Genomic DNA, 16137 nt, shown 5'->3' on the forward strand with positions numbered 1-16137 from the left:
ATGACGGCCGCCCGCACCGGAACCGTCACCACCCGCTCGGCCTGGCACGACGTACCGCGCTTCCAGGTGCGCCGGTTCGCGGCGATCGCCATGGCCGAGGCGCCCGCGCTCGCCGAGGAGATCCTCCGCGAGATCCAGCGGGAGTACCCGCATCTGCCCGTCGTCCTCGACGACTCCGGCGAGCCGATGGCCCTGGTCGGCATCCGTCGCGCCATCGAGGTGTTCGTGCAGCACCTGGAGCACTCCGAGGGGCGCCCGACCGTCCCGCCCGGCGTCTTCCAGGACTTCGGCCGCGGAGAGGGCCTGAACGGCCGCTCCCTCGACTCCCTCCAGGCCATCTACCGCATGGGCGTACGCCTGGCCTGGCGCCGCTTCGCCGACATCGGCCAGCGCGTGGAGATCCCACCCCCGGCGATGTACGAACTCGTCGATGCGGGCTACGAGTACCTGGACGGCCTGGTCGACCAGTCCGTACGCGGCTACGCCGAGGCCGCGGCCCGCCAGGCCGGCGAACGCCTGCGCCTGCAACGCCGCCTCATGGAGCTCCTCCTCGCCGAGCACCACCGCGGCGACCCCGCCGAGGCCCTGACCGAACGCGCCGCCCGGATCGGCTGGCCCTTACCGGCGAAGGTCGCCGTCGGCGTCCTGCTCCGTCCGGCCCGCGAGGCGATGGCCCCGGCGGTCGGCCAGGGCGTCCTGCTCGACATGGAGTACGAGCAGCCCCGCATGGTCGTGCCCGAGCCGGACGCGGCGGGCCGCTCCGAGCTCATGCACCGGGCCCTGGCCGGCTGGTCCGGCGCGATCGGCCCGCCGGTCCCGCTCACCGACGCGGCGAAGTCCCTGCGCTGGGCGGAGGCGGCGGTCCGCCTGATGGAACGGAGCCTCCTCCCCTCCGGCGAGGTCCTCTACTGCACCGAACACACCGAGGCCCTGGTCCTCCTCCAGCCCGAGGAACTCATCGACGACCTGGCCCTGAGGTGCCTGGCCCCCCTGACCCACTGCGGCCCCACCCACGGCCGCCGCCTCGCCGAAACCCTCCTGGCCTGGCTGGAAACCCGCGGCGGCGCCCCGGAGGTCGCCACCCGCCTCGGCGTCCACCCCCAGACGGTCCGCTACCGCCTGCGCCAGATCCGCGAACTGTGGGGCGACGAGATCGACAACCCCGACCGCCGCTTCGAACTGGAACTGGTGCTGCGGGCGCAGCGGTTGCGGGGGGAGCTGGGGGTGATGCGGGGACGGCGGTGACCGGGCCGCCATCCCCGGCGACGATCACCCCCTCCCCGTACTCACCCCGCGGCCACCCGCTCCTTCACCGCCGTGCGTCCGGCGGCGGCGTCGCCCTGCCCTGTGGGGCTGGACCAGCCAGGATCGACCATCGCGGAGCCGAGGTTCTCGCTCAGGGCCGTGAGTGACGAGGCCCTGCCCATTGCCCGGACATACCTCTATGGCTAGCCTGTGTTCGTCATGCCGATCGCCTGTTGAAATCTCGAACACAGGCGCCTGAGACATATTAGGGAGGGGGCCGGTCGTGGGACGTCTTGTACCAGCCGTGACCCGGGCTCTCGACATTCTCGAGCTCTTTCTCGACGGGGACGGGACGCTCTCCGCCCCCGACATCGTGCGCAGGCTCCAGCTGCCGCGCACCACCGTGCACGAGCTGGTGACCACGCTCGCCGCCCGGAAGTACATCGTTCCGATGCCCGGTCAGCCCGGACGCTACCGGCTCGGCGTGCGCCCGTACCAGCTCGGTGCCCGTTACTCCGAGCAGCTCGACCTCGCGGCCGAGGGGCAGCAGGTCGCCCGGTCCGTCGCCGAGACCTGCGACGAGACCGTGCACGTGGCGATCCTCGAGGACACGGACGTCATCTACATCGCCAAGGTCGACTCCACGCACGCCGTGCGGATGGTGTCGGCGGCCGGCCGCAGGCTGCCCGCCCACTGCACCTCCGTCGGCAAGATGCTGCTGGCCTCCCTTCCCGAGCCGGAGCTCACCGCGCGCATCCCCGACAGCGCCCAGCTGGCCGCGATGACCCCCAACAGCATCACCGACCCGGGCGCCCTGCGCGAGGCCCTGGCCGAGATCCGTGAGCGGGGCCTCGCGGTGGAGAACCGCGAGTCCAACCCGGACGTGTCCTGCGTGGCCGCGCCCGTCCGCGACCGCACCGGGCAGGTCGTCGCCGCCCTGTCGATCTCCGTGCCCATGATCCGCTGGAGCGAGGAGCGCCGCACCGAGCTGGAGCAGCTCGCCGTCAAGGGCGCCGCCGAGCTGTCCGAGCACCTCGGTCACCGGAGCATGGCATGACCACGCCGTACGAGGTCGCGGTGCGGGCGGAAGCCGAGCTCGGTGAGGGACCCACCTGGGACGCGGCGGCCGGCCGGCTGCTGTGGATCGACATCCTCGGCTCCCGCCTGCACACCTACGACCCGGCCACCGGGCGCCGCACCGTCCGCCGTACGGAACAGCACATCGGCGCCGTCAAGCCGCGCGCCGGGGGCGGAGTGGTGCTGAACCTGCGCGACGGGATCGGTCTCCTCGACCCCGACGACGGCTTCCGCTGGCTCCATCACGAGCCGGTCCCCGGCCGCCGCGCCAACGACGCCGCCGTCGCGCCCGACGGCGCGCTGTGGGCGGGCACGATGCGCTACGACGAGGCGCCGGGGGGCGGCACGCTGTCCCGCGTCACCGGGGACGGCACGGTCGACGTCGTGCTCGGCGACGTGGCCGTCAGCAACGGCACGGGGTGGAGCCCCGACGGGCGGCTCATGTACTACATCGACTCCCCGACCCGGCGGGTCGACGTCTTCGACTACGCGGACGGGCGGATCTCCGGGCGGCGCACCCTCGCCCGGATCGAGGAGAGCGCGGGCTTCCCGGACGGGCTGACCGTGGACGCCGAGGGGTGCGTGTGGGTCGCCCTGTGGCAGGGGTCGGCGGTGCGGCGGTACACACCCGGGGGCGAGCTGGACCGGGTGATCGAGCTGCCGGTGCCGCTGGTGACCGCCTGTGCGTTCGGCGGGGCCGACCTGACCGACCTGTACGTGACGACCGCTCGTGTGGGGCTGACCGAGCCGCCCGCGTCGGCGGGGTCCCTGTTCGTGGTGCCCGGGGCGGGCAAGGGACTGGCACAGCCCTCGTTCGCGGGCTAGGGCCTGTCGTTCGGATCAGGTCGCAGACGCGGGGCCTGGTGCGCGCATCTGCGGCGTTGTCGTCGGTCACCGACGCTCCGCGTCGCCTCCCTGCTCCGCCTTGCAGCTACACGCACCAGGCCCCGCTCACCGGTGTCGAGAGGCACCGTCGATTCCCTGCGACCTGATCCGAACGACAGGCCCTAGGTGAGTCCGGCCGCCTTCCGTTCGGCGGCCGTCAGGGGCGGCCCGCTCAGCCCCGGCTTCAGCGGCCCCACCGCCGCCGCCAGAAGAACCGACGGCGTCAGCAGCACCCCCGCCTCCTGCTCCAGCGACGTCACGTCCGTCACCCGGCGGGCGATCCGGCCGTTGCCCGTCGCCGTGTGCATCAGCCGGTCCACGTACGCGGTCACGAGCCGGTCCCGCAGGGTCGGGCCCTGCTCCGTCGCGCCGGGGTAGAAGACGTCCTGGCCGATGGCCAGGTCCCAGGCCGCGCCGACCGGGCGGGCGACCGCCTTCTGGATCCGCCGGGACAGCCCCGGGGCGTCCCAGCCGTGGCGCTGCACCGTGTCGCGCATGAGCAGGGCGCTCTGCGCGGCGACGGCGAGTCCGTGCCCGTAGACCGGGTTGAACGCGGCGAGCGCGTCGCCGAGGACGGTGAAGCCGGAGGGCCACGCCGGCATGCGTTCGTAGAAGTGCCGGCGGTTGACGGTCGCGCGGGTGAAGGACACGTCGGAGAGCGGTTCGGCCTGTTCGAGCAGGTCGCCGATGAGCGGGTGCCGCAGGTCCTCGCGGGCGAAGCGGACGAAGTCGTCGTTCTCCGGGGACGGCCGGCCGCCGCGCGTGCCGCACAGGGTGACGATCCACCGGCCTTCCTCGATGGGCAGCAGGAAGCCCGCCCGGCCGGGCCCGCCCTCGCGCCGGTCGGGCTGGATGTTGACGATGGGGAAGTCGTCGCGGGCCGCGGCGGGGGCGCGGTAGAGGCGGCTGGCGTAGGCGAGGCCCGCGTCCACCTCGCGCCGCTCGGCGCGGGGCAGGCCGAGGCCGGTCAGCCAGTGCGCCGCCTGGGAGCCGCGGCCCGAGGCGTCGACGACCAGGTCGGCGTCGAGGGTCCGCTCCGGTCCGCCGCACGGCCGGACGCGCACGCCCGTGACCGCGCCGCCCGTGCCGGTGAGGCCCACCGCCTCGGTGCGCTGGACGAGTTCGACGCGCTCGTCGGCCAGGACCCGCGCGCGGACCGTCGCGTCGAGCAGGTCCCGGCCGGCCAGGATGACGTGGTGGGACTCGTCCCAGCGCCGGAACCAGCCCCGCGTGCCCAGGGCGACCATGTCCGTCGTGACCGGCCGCCGGTTCGCCCCGGCCTCCCGGAGCGTCCCGGTGATGCCGGGCAGCAGTTCCTCCATGGCGCGCACCCCGCCGGACCACAGCATGTGGGCGTGCCGGGCCTGCGGCAGCCCCTTGCGGGGCCCGGGGGCGGCGGGCAGTGCGTCGCGCTCCACGACGACGACCCGGTCGGCGACGTCGGCCAGGGCGCGGGCCGCGAGCATGCCGGAGTGGGATCCCCCCAGGACGACGGCGGTTCTGGCGGGGGTGGTGCTGTCAGTCATGCGCGGGCGTTCTCTCTCCCGGGGGCGGCCGCGCGCGAGCGTACCGCCTCTATGTGGTCGCGGTGGCGCAGGGCTCGGGACACGGCTTGGATCTCCTGCAGCAGATAGGTGGTGTCGGGGCCGGACGGGGAGGCGGCGCTGTCGCTCTGCGGGGCCCGCTCCCGGGCGGCGACGCCGTCCAGGATCGTCACGGCCGCGGCCATGGCCTTCGCCCGGCCGGGCTCGAGACCGAGGTCCACGGCGGCGTCGTAGGACCGTTCCCGCAGGTCCTCGTCGAGGTGCCGGGCCAGCTGGAGGAGCACGTCGCGGATGTACGTCTCGCGGCGGATCAGGCGCAGTTCGCCGGTGGCGCGGGGGGTGAAGGGGGCGCCGCCGTTGACGTCGCGCAGCAGGAGGTAGAGGGGGCGCAGGTGCCAGTGGGCGAGCCGGATGCGCCAGCGCTCGTGCAGGTACTGGCCGCCGTGCGGAATGATGAAGCCGATGGCGACCATGGTGGCCGACACGCAGGCGGCCGAGGGGGCCAGGTAGGTGCTCAGCCAGTCCAGGTCGTGGCCGGTCAGCCGGGCGGTGACAGCGGTGAGTTTGGCCGCGTCGAAGAGCAGGTTCGTCGCGTAGCCGACACCGAGGAACCTGAGGCCCCAGCGCAGCCAGGCGTCCAGGCCGTCGGTGCGGACCCAGTTCCAGATCAGCCGGGCCGTGACCGAGCAGGCCACGGTGTGGGCGAGCAGGTAGAGCAGGATCTCCTCGCGCATGAAGGGCGTGTTCGCGTAGTACGTGTCGAGGTCCCGGCGGCGTTCCACGGGGACGTCCGCGAGCCAGAACAGCACCCAGAGGGCGGCGACCACACCGGCGTAGGCGAAGACGACCCAGCGGGCGGCGCGGCGCGTCGAGGCCGAACGGTCGGACAGGCCGTTGCGCCAGGCGACGATCAGCAGCAGCCAGGACGCGCACAATGCGGTGAGCAGGGAGTACACCAGGGGCGCCGCGATGTTGGGCACACCGGTGACGCGGTTGGTCCAGCCGATGACCGACGGGGACGCGAAGACGAACACGGCGCAGGCGAACAGCAGCAGCCCGCCGACGGCCCGCAGCATCGGGTCCCGCCACATCTTCACCAGGCTCGGCAGCTTGATGACCAGGGCGACGGTCAGCGCCACGATGGGCAGCCAGAAGGAGACGGAGAAGCCGTCGAGGACGTCCCGTGCGTACGTCATCGCGCGCCGTCTCCCCGGCCCCGGTAGCCCATCGACCGCCGGACGGGGTCGAGGGCCTGCTCGCTCCCGTGTCCGCGTGTGGGGGAGCCGTCCGCGAACGAGCGGAACGCGGCGGCCAGCCGGTGCCCGAACGCGTCGGCCTCGGCCTCGTCCCGCTGGCGCGAGCCGTCCCGGGCCGCCACGGTCAGCGGCACCGACGTCCACCCGGGCTCGTGGTCCAGGGCCCGGGCCGCCGCCGTACCGGCGACATGGTGATGGCCGTGCCCCGCGTGCAGATGCCACAGCTCGTGCCCGAGGATGACCAGTTGCTGCACCGCCTCGGCCCGTTCCTCGACGATGACGAGGTCGAAGTCCTGGAACTCCACCCACAGGCCGGTCACTTCGATCTCGTCGGGGAAGCGCTCGAAGCGCAGCTCCACCGGCCGTCCGCCGCGCCGGGTGCTCATCTCCTCGCACAGCGCCCGGCACAACGACCGTACGTCGGTGGGGCGCAGGGGTCTTTTCCGGACCGCGGTGGCGAGCTCGGCGGCCAGGCCGCGCATGGCTGAGCCACTGCGTGAGCGCCTGAGCGCGGCGGTGACTCGGGCGGCTCTGATCCGCGCGCCCGCGATGTCCATCGTTCCCCCTTCTCACCGCCGGCCGACGGCCTGTCGGCGCGTCTGAGACTACGCGCCCGAAAGTGTGCGCGTCATGCGATCCGGCGTCCGATGTTCAACGGGAAACGACCGTTCCTGCCCGGAAAGTCCTGTCCAAAATGAGGCCGGACCATTGACGCGCAAGCGCTTCGAACTTACGGTCCCGTTCGAAGTAACGAGCGTCATCCGAAATACCGAACGGTTCTGATCATCGATCGTAAGGGCAGGGCATGGGACGACCTGGCCTGAATCGCAGGCAGCTTCTCGGCGGGCTCGGCGGACTCTTCGTCGCGAGCGGCTTCGGCTTCGCCGCGCTCGGCACCGGAGCCGACGCACTCGCCTCCGGTGCCGACGCGCGGGTGCGCTACTGGAACCTCTTCAGCGGCGGCGACGGCTCCAACATGATCGCGATGCTGGACGCCTTCCGTGCGGCCAACCCGGACATCGCCGTCAAGGACTCCACGCTCCAGTGGGGCAGCCCCTTCTACACCAAACTCGCCATGGCGGCGGCGGGTAACCGCGCCCCCGACCTCGGCGTCATGCACCTGGGCCGCGTCACCGGCTTCGCACCCGGCCGCCTCCTCGACCCCTGGGACGTCGGCCTGCTCGCCAAGTACGGCGTCCGGGAGCAGGACTACAACCCCGCCCTGTGGAAGCGCGGCGTCATCGACGGCAAGCTCTACGCCCTCCCGCTCGACATCCACGTCCAGCTCTGCTTCTACCGCAAGGACGTGCTGAAGAAGGCCGGGCTGCTGGGCTCCGACGGCCGAATGGTGCCCGTCACCTCCGCCGACGAGTGGTTCGACGCCCTGAAGGAGGCCAAGCGGGCCACCGGGAAGGGGCTCCAGACCATCGGCATGTGGAACAGCGACCAGAACTTCCAGTGGTGGTTCTTCGTCGCCTTCTACACCCAGCTCGGCGGCACCTGGTTCAACACCGCGAACACCGAGGTCACCTTCGACACCGACAAGGCCGTCCAGGTCCTGGAGTTCCTGCGCCGGCACGTCACCGACGGGTACTCCGACCCGGGCTTCGGAGGCCTGGCGAGCGCCGAACAGTTCATCAACGGCTCCCCCTTCGTCTGGGAGGGCAACTGGTCGCTCCCGGTCTACTCCGGAGCGAAGCTCGACTACGGAGCGACCCCGCTGCCGCCCGTCTTCGGCCGGCAGGCCACCCACGCCGAGTCGCACTCGTTCGTCCTGCCGCACCAGTCCGACCGCGGCGGCGCCGCCAACGAGGCCGCCCACCAGCTCGCCGCCTACGTCGTCCAGCACGCCCGGCAGTGGGCGGCGGGCGGCCACATCCCCGCGTACACACCCACCCTGGCCACGGCGGCGTACAAGAAGCTGGACCCGCAGAGCGAGTACGTCTCCGCCATGGACCACCAGGCCACCGAGCCGAAGGTGTGGTTCGCGGGCTCCACCGGCATCCTCGCCCAGCGCGTCGGCCCGATCGTCGTCTCCTCGACGATGGGCTCCGCCAAGCCGGAGGCCGCGGCCGGCCGCATGAAGAAGGCGCTCACTCAGCTCCTCGCCACCAAGAACCCCATGGACGGGAAGACAGCCGCAGAAGGAGGTGCCGTCTGATGGCGACCAGCGCCCACACCATCGCCGCACCCGCACGCGCGAAGACCGCCGCCGGCAGCGCCACCCTCCGCCGCAAGCAGGGCTTCCAGCACGGCGGCTGGTTCGTCGCCCCGTTCCTGCTGCTCTTTGCCCTGTTCGTGATCTGGCCGCTGCTGCGCGGCGTCTACCTCAGTTTCACCGACGCCAACATCACGGGCGAGGGCGCGAGCTTCGTCGGCCTCGACAACTACCGCGAGGCCCTCGACGACCCCCTGGTGTGGGAGTCCCTCGGCCACAGCGCGTACTTCACGCTCCTGGTCGTCCCGTGCATCACCGTCCTCGCCTTCCTCCTCGCGATGCTCGCCCACCACATCGAACGCGCCAAGTGGCTGTGGCGGCTCTGCTTCTTCGCCCCGTTCCTGCTGCCGTCCACCGTCGCGGCCAACCTGTGGCAGTGGCTGTTCAACCCCGGCACCGGAATGATCAACCACGTCTTCGGCGCCGAGACGCCCTGGCTGACCGACAAGTCCTACGCGATGCTCGCCATCGTCATCACGACCCTGTGGTGGACCGTCGGCTTCAGCTTCCTGCTCTACCTCGCCGCCCTCCAGGGCATCCCGGACCACCTCTACGAGGCCGCCAGACTGGACGGCGCGGGCGCCTGGCACCGCATGGTCCACATCACCCTGCCGATGCTGCGCAACATCACCGGCCTGGTCATCGCCCTCCAGATTCTCGCCTCGCTCCAGATCTTCGACCAGGCCGTCGTGATGATGGACTTCCTCCCCGGGCCCGAGGGGTCGACCCGCACCTTCGTGCAGTACACCCTCGAAGAGGGCTTCACCAGCTACCGCGTGGGCTACGCCTCCGCGATCTCCGTCATCTTCTTCGTGATCATCGCGGCCGTCGCCTTCGCGAGGATGTGGCTGCTGCGGAACCGTGAGGAGACCGCCCGATGACCACCAAGGCGTGGACGCCCAGCCAGATACTGCTCACCCTCCTGGGTACGGCCGTGTCGATCGTCTTCCTCGCCCCGTTCGCCTGGGGCCTGTTCACCTCGCTCAAGTCGGAGACCGAGGCCGTCGAGGTACCCCCGCACTGGCTCCCCGAGGACTGGACGGGCCAGGCCTGGAAGGCGCTGTTCGAGTCCGGCAACATCACCAACTGGTTCGTGAACTCCCTGGTCGTCTCGGTCTGCGTGACGTCCGTCGTCCTGCTGGTGAGCGCCCTCGCCGGCTACGGCTTCGCCCGCACCGAGTTCCGCGGCAAGAGCGTCCTGATGGGCCTGGTCATGGCGGGGCTGATGATCTCCCCGGCGGTCCTCGGCGTCCCCCTGTTCACCACGGTCCAGCAGATGGGGATGGTCGACACCTACTGGGGCATGATCCTGCCGCAGTGCGCACCCGCCGCGATGGTCTACATCCTCTACAAGTTCTTCCAGGGCATCCCGCGGGAGCTGGAGGAGGCCGCGTTCATCGACGGCGCGGGCCGCTGGCGGGTCTTCTTCACCATCGTCCTGCCGCTGTCCCGCCCGTCCCTCGCCGCGGTCGGCATCTTCACCTTCATCGCCTCGTGGAACAACTTCCTCTGGCCGTACATGGTGACCAACAACCCGGACCTGATGACCATGCCGAACGGCATCGCGACCGTGATGAACTCCTACGGCATCCAGTGGGCCCAGCTCATGGCCGGCGGCCTCATGGCGGGCCTGCCGCTGATCATCGTCTTCGTCTTCTTCCAGAGGCAGATCGTGGCGGGCGTCGCACATACAGGCTTGGCAGGGCAGTAGAGCAGCGCCCTCAGGGGCGCGGGGCTGTGCTCAATTCGCGGCTCCGCCGCGCGGGCGCGACAAGCCACGAACCACCCGCAGCCGCCACAGAACAGAACCACCCACCCCGAAAGGCGAAAATGCACAAGGCCCGTTTCACCCTCGACCCCGCATTCACAGTCGGCGAAGTCAACCCCCGCCTCTTCGGCTCCTTCGTGGAACACCTCGGCCGCTGCGTCTACACCGGCGTCTTCGAACCGGACCACCCCACCGCCGACGACAAGGGCCTGCGCCAGGACGTCCTGAACCTCGTCCGCGAACTCGGCGTCACCGCCGTCCGCTACCCCGGCGGCAACTTCGTCTCCGGCTACAAGTGGGAAGACTCGGTCGGCCCCGCGGAAAACCGCCCCCGCCGCCTCGACCTCGCCTGGCACTCGACGGAGTCCAACCGCTTCGGCCTCTCCGAGTACATCGACTTCCTGCGCAAGATCGGCCCCCAGGCCGAGCCGATGATGGCCGTCAACCTCGGCACGCGCGGGGTCGCCGAGGCCCTCGAACTCCAGGAGTACGCCAACCACACGGCGGGCACCGCCCTGTCCGACCTGCGCGTCTCCCACGGCGACAAGGACCCCTTCGGAATCCGGCTGTGGTGCCTCGGCAACGAGATGGACGGCCCCTGGCAGACCGGCCACAAGACCGCGGAAGAGTACGGCCGGGTCGCCGCGGAGACGGCCCGGGCCATGCGCCAGCTGGACCCCGGTGTCGAACTCGTCGCCTGCGGCTCCTCCAGCCAGTCCATGCCGACGTTCGCCGAGTGGGAGGCTACGGTCCTCGAGGAGACGTACGACCTCGTCGACTACATCTCGCTGCACGCCTACTACTGGCCCGAGAACGGCGACCTCGACTCCTTCCTGGCCTCCGCCGTCGACATGGAGTCCTTCATCGACAACGTCGTCGCGACCGCCGACCACGTGGGCGCGAAGCTCAAGTCGAAGAAGCGGATCAACCTCTCCTTCGACGAGTGGAACGTCTGGTACCTGCCCGAGTGGGAGGCCCGCGCCAAGACCTTCGAGCAGGACGACTGGCCCGAGGCCCCGCGCCTGCTGGAGGACAACTACAGCGTCATGGACGCCGTCGTCTTCGGCTCGCTCCTCATCGCCCTGCTCCGGCACGCCGACCGCGTCACGGTCGCCTGCCTCGCCCAGCTCGTCAACGTCATCGCGCCGATCATGACCGAGCCCGGCGGCCCGGCCTGGCGGCAGACCACGTTCTTCCCGTTCGCGCAGGCGGCGCAGTACGGCCGCGGCCAGGTCCTGGACGTCCGCGTGGACTCCCCGACGTACGAGACGAAGAAGTACGGCGAGACCGACCTGCTGCACGCCACCGCCGTGCGTGCCGAGGACGGCACCGTCACCGTTTTCGCGGTCAACCGCAGCCGCACCGACGCCCTGCCGCTCGAAGTGGCCCTGAACGGCCTCGACCTGACGCGGGTCGTCGAGCACAGCGCCCTCGCGGACGCCGACCCCGACGCCCGCAACACCCTGGACGACCCCGAGCGGGTCGCCCCCCACCCGGTCGACGGCACGGCCCTTCGGGACGGCACGCTGAGCGCAGTCCTGGAGCCGCTGTCCTGGAACGTGATCCGGCTGGCGTGACGGCCCCGGCCGATCCGGTCACACCGCTGTCACGGGTACCCCTCCGGCCGCGGCGCCCAGCAGCGCCAGCCGCACGTCCCGCGGCCCGGAGGGTGTGGTCCCGTCGGACAACACCGCCAAAGCCAGTGTGTTGGCCCCCCGTGTGCGCAGGATCCCGTTGGGCAGCACGAACGTGTGCTGCGGGCCTACGTCGTTGATGTACTGGCCCATGTTCCAGCCGTTGAGGAAGATCTGGACGCGGTAGGCCCGGCCCGGGTCGTCGTCGAGGACGAGTCCGACCGAGGCGTCGACGCCGGGGGCGACGTCCAGCCGGAAGTCCGTCCGGTACCAGGTGACGCCCTGGCGCCGGTCGGCCCGGGGGAGCTGGGCGTCCTTCCAGTCCTTGTCGTCGTACTCGGGCAGATGCCAGCCCTCGCGCTCCCCGTGCAGGCCGCCGTTGTTCATCGGCCCGCGCACGGGATCCGGCGTGGCGGCGCCCTGGATACGCCACTTCACCTCGGGGGAGCCGCCCGCGAAGGTGACAGCGGTCAGTCCGCGTGCGGCCTTGTGCGTGCCGAGCGCCTCGCCGTCCATGTCGTGCTGCATCCGCCGCACGAGCACGGACAGCACGTGCCGCCGCCGCCCCGTCTCCGGGCGTTCCGCGCGGAACTTCTTCCGCAGTTCCTCCGGCAGGTCGAAGGCGGCCTTCGCGGTCCACGTCCCCTGCCGCGCCCGGTCCTTGCCGGGGACCGGCATCCGGTGCGTGCCCAGCGGCTCGCCGTCCAGCCAGGCCATCAGCAGGCCCTGCGTGCCCGTGCTGTAGGCGAGGGAGAGCGACTCGATGCCGTCCTCGCCGGTCCACTCGCCTCGGTACCAGACGTCGCCGTAGTGGAAGCCGTAGTCGTCGGCGAACAGGACGGGCTGCCCGTCGGGCACGGGCGTGGTGCTGAAGGTCGTCTCCTTGTCGGCCGTCGTCCAGTCCGAGTCGTCGAAGTCCGGCTCGGCCTCCGGGTTCCCGCTGCGCCGCCGCCAGCCGTCCAGGGCGGGCAGGGCCGGCCGGGTCACACCGGGCAGCGGCCGCAGCGCCAGCAGACTGCCGGAGGCGCTGATCCGGCTGGGGACCGGGCGTCCGTTCCAGGTGACGTGGGTGATCCCGCGTGGCCCCCACACCTCCAGGCCGGTCGCCCCGGTGGTGTCGCCGGTGAGATGGACCGTGGAGCCGCGCAGCTCGGCCGAGCGCAGCAGGGCGGGGCCGTAGACGAGGAGCGGGCCGGACGGGGTCTCGTGGGGCCACAGCCGCAGGGCGGTCGCGTCGTCGGCGAACAGCACCAGCATCGGCGTGTCCACACCGTCGCCCTCGACCCGAACGCGGCTCAGCCCGCCGGCGCCGAGCGGAGCGGTGATGTTCAGCTTGCCGAGGTTCCAGGACCAGGCGGGCTCCGCGTCCAGCCGCATGGGCGTCGGCTCGTCCGCGCACTCCAGCACGACCTGCGCCATCTCGCCTCGGCGGCCCGCGAACACGGCGATGTCCTGCCGCCCGGCGGTCAGGCTCACCATGGGCTGCACGGTGGAGTGCACCAGCGTCCGCCGCCCGAGCCGCAGGTTCGCGGCGATCAGTTTGGCGTCGCGGGCCGGGACGGTGACCGGCACGTCGATCCCGGCGTCCGGAAGCGGCGAGGAGACCGCCTCGCCGGTGTCGTTGCGCAGGACGTAGAAGCGGGCCCCGGTGTCCGGGTTGGCCAGGTGGTAGACCTTGATCCGCTCGTCGGCCGCCCGCACGGACTTTCCCCGGTTCAGCCGGGCGAGGTCGGGCACGAACCGCAGCAACTGCCCGATCTGGTGCATCGGGGCGAGCTTCGGGGTGGCGTTGCGGGCCTCGTCGAACGCGGCGCCGTAGTCGTAGGAGGTGTAGACGGCCGGCGCGGGCAGCCAGCCCCAGGAGGTGCCGCCGTACGTCATGTAGACGTTGTGCAGCGTGATGCCGTTGGCGAGGTTGGTGAGGTAGAAGCGCCGCTCGTACGCCGCGTCCCGGGTCCGGCGCGCCTCGGCGTACCCCTTGCCGTCGAACCAGGACCCGCCCCACGGGTCGAACCAGCCCCCGCCGGACTCGGGCACGAACCCGGGCGTCTTCGGGCTGGCCGTGGCCCCGCCCTTCCTGCCGCCGGTCCCGAACGACCCCCAGTCCGGCGGCACCTCGTCCGGCTCCGGGTATCCGTCGAACCCGTACAGCCAGCGCCCCTTCTCACCGCCGGTGCCGAACGAGCCGGGCGCCCAATGGCCGTTCCTGCCCTTGTCGTTGTGGAACAGCGGCACGTCGATGCCGTCGGCGCGGACCTTCTCGTACAGGTACGACATGTAGGCGCGCCCGGACGGCTCGTCGACGTGCGCGTCGTACTCGTTCTCGATCTGGTAGAGCAGGACGGTGCCCGTGCCCCGTGTGAACAGGCGCTTGGCGACGATGGCGTTGACGGCGGTCAGCCACTCGTCGACGTAGCGCAGGTACGTCGGGTCGGAGGTCCGGGCCCGGCCCTCGGTGGCGGTCAGCCAGCCGGGGAAGCCGCCGGCGTCGACCTCCGCGTTGATGTACGGCCCGGGCCGCAGGATCACGTACATCCCCGTCTCCGCGGCCGTCCGCAGGAACAGGTCCAGGTCGCGCACGCCGGTGAAGTCGTAGCGGCCGGGGGCGGGGGAGTGGTGGTTCCAGGCGACGTACGCGCTGACGGCGTTGTAGCCGTGGGCGCGCATCTTCTCCAGCACGTCCCGCCACAGCGACGGGCTCGGCAGCCGGAAGGGGTGCATCTCGCCCGACCAGAGGACCAGGCGGCGGCCGTCGACGATCAGCGAGTGGTGGTCGAAGCCGATCTCGTGCGGCCGGCCGTCCGCGCTCGGCACCGGGGGCGGCGGGCCGGTGGGCGCGGGACGTGACGGGTTGGCGGAGGTCGGCGACCCGCTGCCGGTCAGCGCGAAGCCGAGCGCCGCCGTGCCGGCCAGAGCGTGGAAGGTACGCCTGCTGAGCTCCAAGGGAGCGCCTCCTGTTGTGCCTTGCGGTGCGTGGTGCGTGTGCTCGTCGTACGGGATGCGGGGTGCGGGTGCTGGGTGTGGTGCGTGGTGCGTGTGCTCAATGTCTACAGGGTCACGGCGACAATGGTCCTATGAGGATCTCGGCACGTGCGGACTACGCGGTACGAGCGGTCGTGGAGCTGGCCGTCCGGCAGGGGGAGGGGCCGGTCAAGGCGGAGGCCGTCGCCACCGCGCAGGACATCCCCCACAAGTTCCTGGAGGGGATCCTGGGCGATCTGCGGCGCGGCGGTGTCGTCGACAGCCGGCGCGGCGGGGGCGGCGGCTACCGGCTGGCCCGGGAGGCCGCGGAGATCACGGTCGCGGACGTGATCCGGGCCGTGGACGGGCCGATCGTCTCGGTGCGCGGCGAGCGGCCGACCGGCCTCTCCTACTCCGGTACCGCCGAGCCGCTGCTGCCGCTGTGGATCGCCCTGCGGGCCAATGTGCGCAGGATCCTGGAGGGCGTGACGATCGCCGACCTCGCGGCCGGGGCGCTGCCGGAGCCGGTGGAACGGCTGGCGTCGGAACCGGCGGCCTGGGAGAACCCCTGAGGGGCGGCGGCCGTGCGCGGCGCTGTGCGTGATCCTCATTCCGTCCTCGGGATGTCCTCGGTCTGACGCACTGGTGCAACGCACCCTATGCGCCTGCCGGTACCCCAGTGAATTCCCGCCAGTGTGAATGGCCGGAGAGCGACCTGGCCGACCCCTGCCGCCCTGCGTACGATGCGACCGCTCCCGCACTTCACATCTCCTTCATGGAATGGTCACAGGTCGGGAGTGCGTGTGCTGTCTCTTTGACATGCCCATGCCCAGATCTCGGTAGTGATCCACCCCCCACGAACGGATGGGAGAACCATGGCCGGTGGCCTGCTCCTGAGCGGCGCGATCGCCGCGCTGCTCACCAGCGCACTTCCCGCGCAATCCCCGTCCTCCGGGTTCGACGACCCGCCCCCGGACAAGATCATCATCAAGGTCGCCACGGTGAACGGCTCCGGCTGTCCGCAGGGCACGGCAGCGGTCGCCGTCTCCGAGGACAACACGGCCTTCACGGTGACCTACAGCGACTACCTCGCCCAGGCCGGCGGGAGCTCCGATCCGACCGCGTTCCGCAGGAACTGCCAGCTCAGCCTGGTCGTACACGTCCCCGGCGGCTTCACCTACGCCATCGCGAGCGCGGACTACCGGGGCTTCGCCTCCCTCCAGCGCGGCGCGAGCGCCTCCCAGCGGGCCTCGTACTACTTCCAGGGCTCGCCCAGCACGGTGCACAAGAACCACCCCTTCGCCGGCCCGTACAACGACAACTGGCAGGCCACCGACGAGACGGACTGGGCCCAGCTGGTCTACGCACCCTGCGGAGTCCAGCGCAACTTCAACATCAACACCGAGCTCCGGGTCAACGCCGGCACCCAGTCGGCCGACAAGGTCAGCTTCATGACCATGGACTCCACGGACGGGGACATCAGCACGGTGTACCACCTGGCGTGGAAGGAGTGCCCGAAGAAGTCATGACGGGATGACCGGGGGGCGGC

General features: G+C 71.4%; 14 protein-coding genes. 9 read left to right on the forward strand and 5 right to left on the reverse strand.

The window, feature by feature from the left end; all coding sequences use genetic code 11:
* Nucleotides 1–1245, forward strand: a complete 1245-nt coding sequence (locus IO24_RS0102360; RefSeq protein ID WP_031131212.1) for a PucR family transcriptional regulator — start codon at nucleotides 1–3, stop codon at nucleotides 1243–1245.
* Nucleotides 1246–1286: 41 nt separating this feature from the next.
* On the opposite strand, the gene IO24_RS45090 is transcribed toward IO24_RS0102360, so the two are convergent.
* A complete protein-coding gene (locus IO24_RS45090) occupies nucleotides 1287–1427 on the reverse strand; it encodes a hypothetical protein (protein ID WP_157851230.1) in 141 nt (46 codons plus the stop codon).
* A 101-nt stretch (nucleotides 1428–1528) separates the two neighbouring features.
* Here IO24_RS45090 and IO24_RS0102370 point away from each other — a divergent pair, with 101 nt between their 5' ends.
* Together IO24_RS0102370 and IO24_RS0102375 are read left to right on the forward strand one after the other, a co-directional pair.
* Nucleotides 1529–2302, forward strand: coding sequence for an IclR family transcriptional regulator (locus tag IO24_RS0102370; RefSeq protein WP_031131213.1), 774 nt, complete (start codon nucleotides 1529–1531; stop codon nucleotides 2300–2302).
* Complete coding sequence (locus tag IO24_RS0102375; RefSeq protein ID WP_031131214.1) at nucleotides 2299–3147, forward strand: SMP-30/gluconolactonase/LRE family protein; 849 nt, start codon at nucleotides 2299–2301, stop codon at nucleotides 3145–3147. The genes IO24_RS0102370 and IO24_RS0102375 overlap by 4 nt, the downstream gene beginning before the upstream one ends.
* Before the next feature lie 182 nt (nucleotides 3148–3329).
* Here IO24_RS0102375 and IO24_RS0102380 read toward each other — a convergent pair whose 3' ends face one another.
* The 3 genes from IO24_RS0102380 to IO24_RS0102390 are packed head-to-tail and all read right to left on the reverse strand — an operon-like array spanning nucleotide 3330 to nucleotide 6564.
* On the reverse strand, nucleotides 3330–4733 hold the full coding sequence (locus tag IO24_RS0102380) for an NAD(P)/FAD-dependent oxidoreductase (RefSeq protein WP_031131216.1): 1404 nt from the start codon (nucleotides 4731–4733) through the stop codon (nucleotides 3330–3332).
* Nucleotides 4730–5947 carry an MAB_1171c family putative transporter gene (locus IO24_RS0102385; RefSeq protein ID WP_031131218.1) on the reverse strand — a complete coding sequence of 406 codons (1218 nt, stop codon included), beginning with the start codon at nucleotides 5945–5947 and terminating at the stop codon, nucleotides 4730–4732. The genes IO24_RS0102380 and IO24_RS0102385 overlap by 4 nt, the downstream gene beginning before the upstream one ends.
* Nucleotides 5944–6564 (reverse strand): hypothetical protein, encoded by a 621-nt coding sequence (locus tag IO24_RS0102390; RefSeq protein WP_031131220.1) that lies wholly within the window; start codon nucleotides 6562–6564, stop codon nucleotides 5944–5946. The genes IO24_RS0102385 and IO24_RS0102390 overlap by 4 nt, the downstream gene beginning before the upstream one ends.
* 248 nt (nucleotides 6565–6812) lie before the next feature.
* Between IO24_RS0102390 and IO24_RS0102395 the strand changes: the two genes are divergently transcribed.
* From IO24_RS0102395 to arfA, 4 genes are all read left to right on the forward strand, one after another.
* Nucleotides 6813–8168, forward strand: coding sequence for an extracellular solute-binding protein (locus IO24_RS0102395; RefSeq protein ID WP_031131222.1), 1356 nt, complete (start codon nucleotides 6813–6815; stop codon nucleotides 8166–8168).
* Nucleotides 8168–9106 (forward strand): carbohydrate ABC transporter permease, encoded by a 939-nt coding sequence (locus tag IO24_RS0102400; protein ID WP_031131224.1) that lies wholly within the window; start codon nucleotides 8168–8170, stop codon nucleotides 9104–9106. The genes IO24_RS0102395 and IO24_RS0102400 overlap by 1 nt, the downstream gene beginning before the upstream one ends.
* Nucleotides 9103–9936, forward strand: coding sequence for a carbohydrate ABC transporter permease (locus IO24_RS0102405; protein ID WP_031131226.1), 834 nt, complete (start codon nucleotides 9103–9105; stop codon nucleotides 9934–9936). Before IO24_RS0102400 ends, IO24_RS0102405 begins: the two co-directional genes overlap by 4 nt.
* A gap of 119 nt (nucleotides 9937–10055) precedes the next feature.
* The gene (arfA, locus tag IO24_RS0102410) at nucleotides 10056–11570 is read left to right on the forward strand and encodes an arabinosylfuranosidase ArfA (RefSeq protein WP_031131228.1); all 1515 of its coding nucleotides are present in this window, start codon (nucleotides 10056–10058) and stop codon (nucleotides 11568–11570) included.
* 18 nt (nucleotides 11571–11588) lie between these two features.
* On the opposite strand, the gene IO24_RS0102415 is transcribed toward arfA, so the two are convergent.
* Entirely contained in the window at nucleotides 11589–14570 is a 2982-nt protein-coding gene (locus IO24_RS0102415) for a glycoside hydrolase family 35 protein (protein ID WP_031131230.1), read from the reverse strand.
* Nucleotides 14571–14701: 131 nt separating this feature from the next.
* Here IO24_RS0102415 and IO24_RS0102420 point away from each other — a divergent pair, with 131 nt between their 5' ends.
* Both IO24_RS0102420 and IO24_RS0102425 read left to right on the forward strand, forming a co-directional pair.
* Nucleotides 14702–15160: an RrF2 family transcriptional regulator gene (locus tag IO24_RS0102420; RefSeq protein WP_031131232.1), complete on the forward strand. Its 459-nt coding sequence runs from the start codon at nucleotides 14702–14704 to the stop codon at nucleotides 15158–15160.
* A gap of 303 nt (nucleotides 15161–15463) precedes the next feature.
* Nucleotides 15464–16117: a DUF4360 domain-containing protein gene (locus IO24_RS0102425; protein ID WP_031131234.1), complete on the forward strand. Its 654-nt coding sequence runs from the start codon at nucleotides 15464–15466 to the stop codon at nucleotides 16115–16117.
* Nucleotides 16118–16137 lie beyond the last annotated feature (20 nt).

Origin of the sequence: Streptomyces flavovariabilis (genome assembly GCF_000725785.1) — a bacterium.
GTDB classification, from domain to species: Bacteria; Actinomycetota; Actinomycetes; order Streptomycetales; family Streptomycetaceae; genus Streptomyces; species Streptomyces hawaiiensis.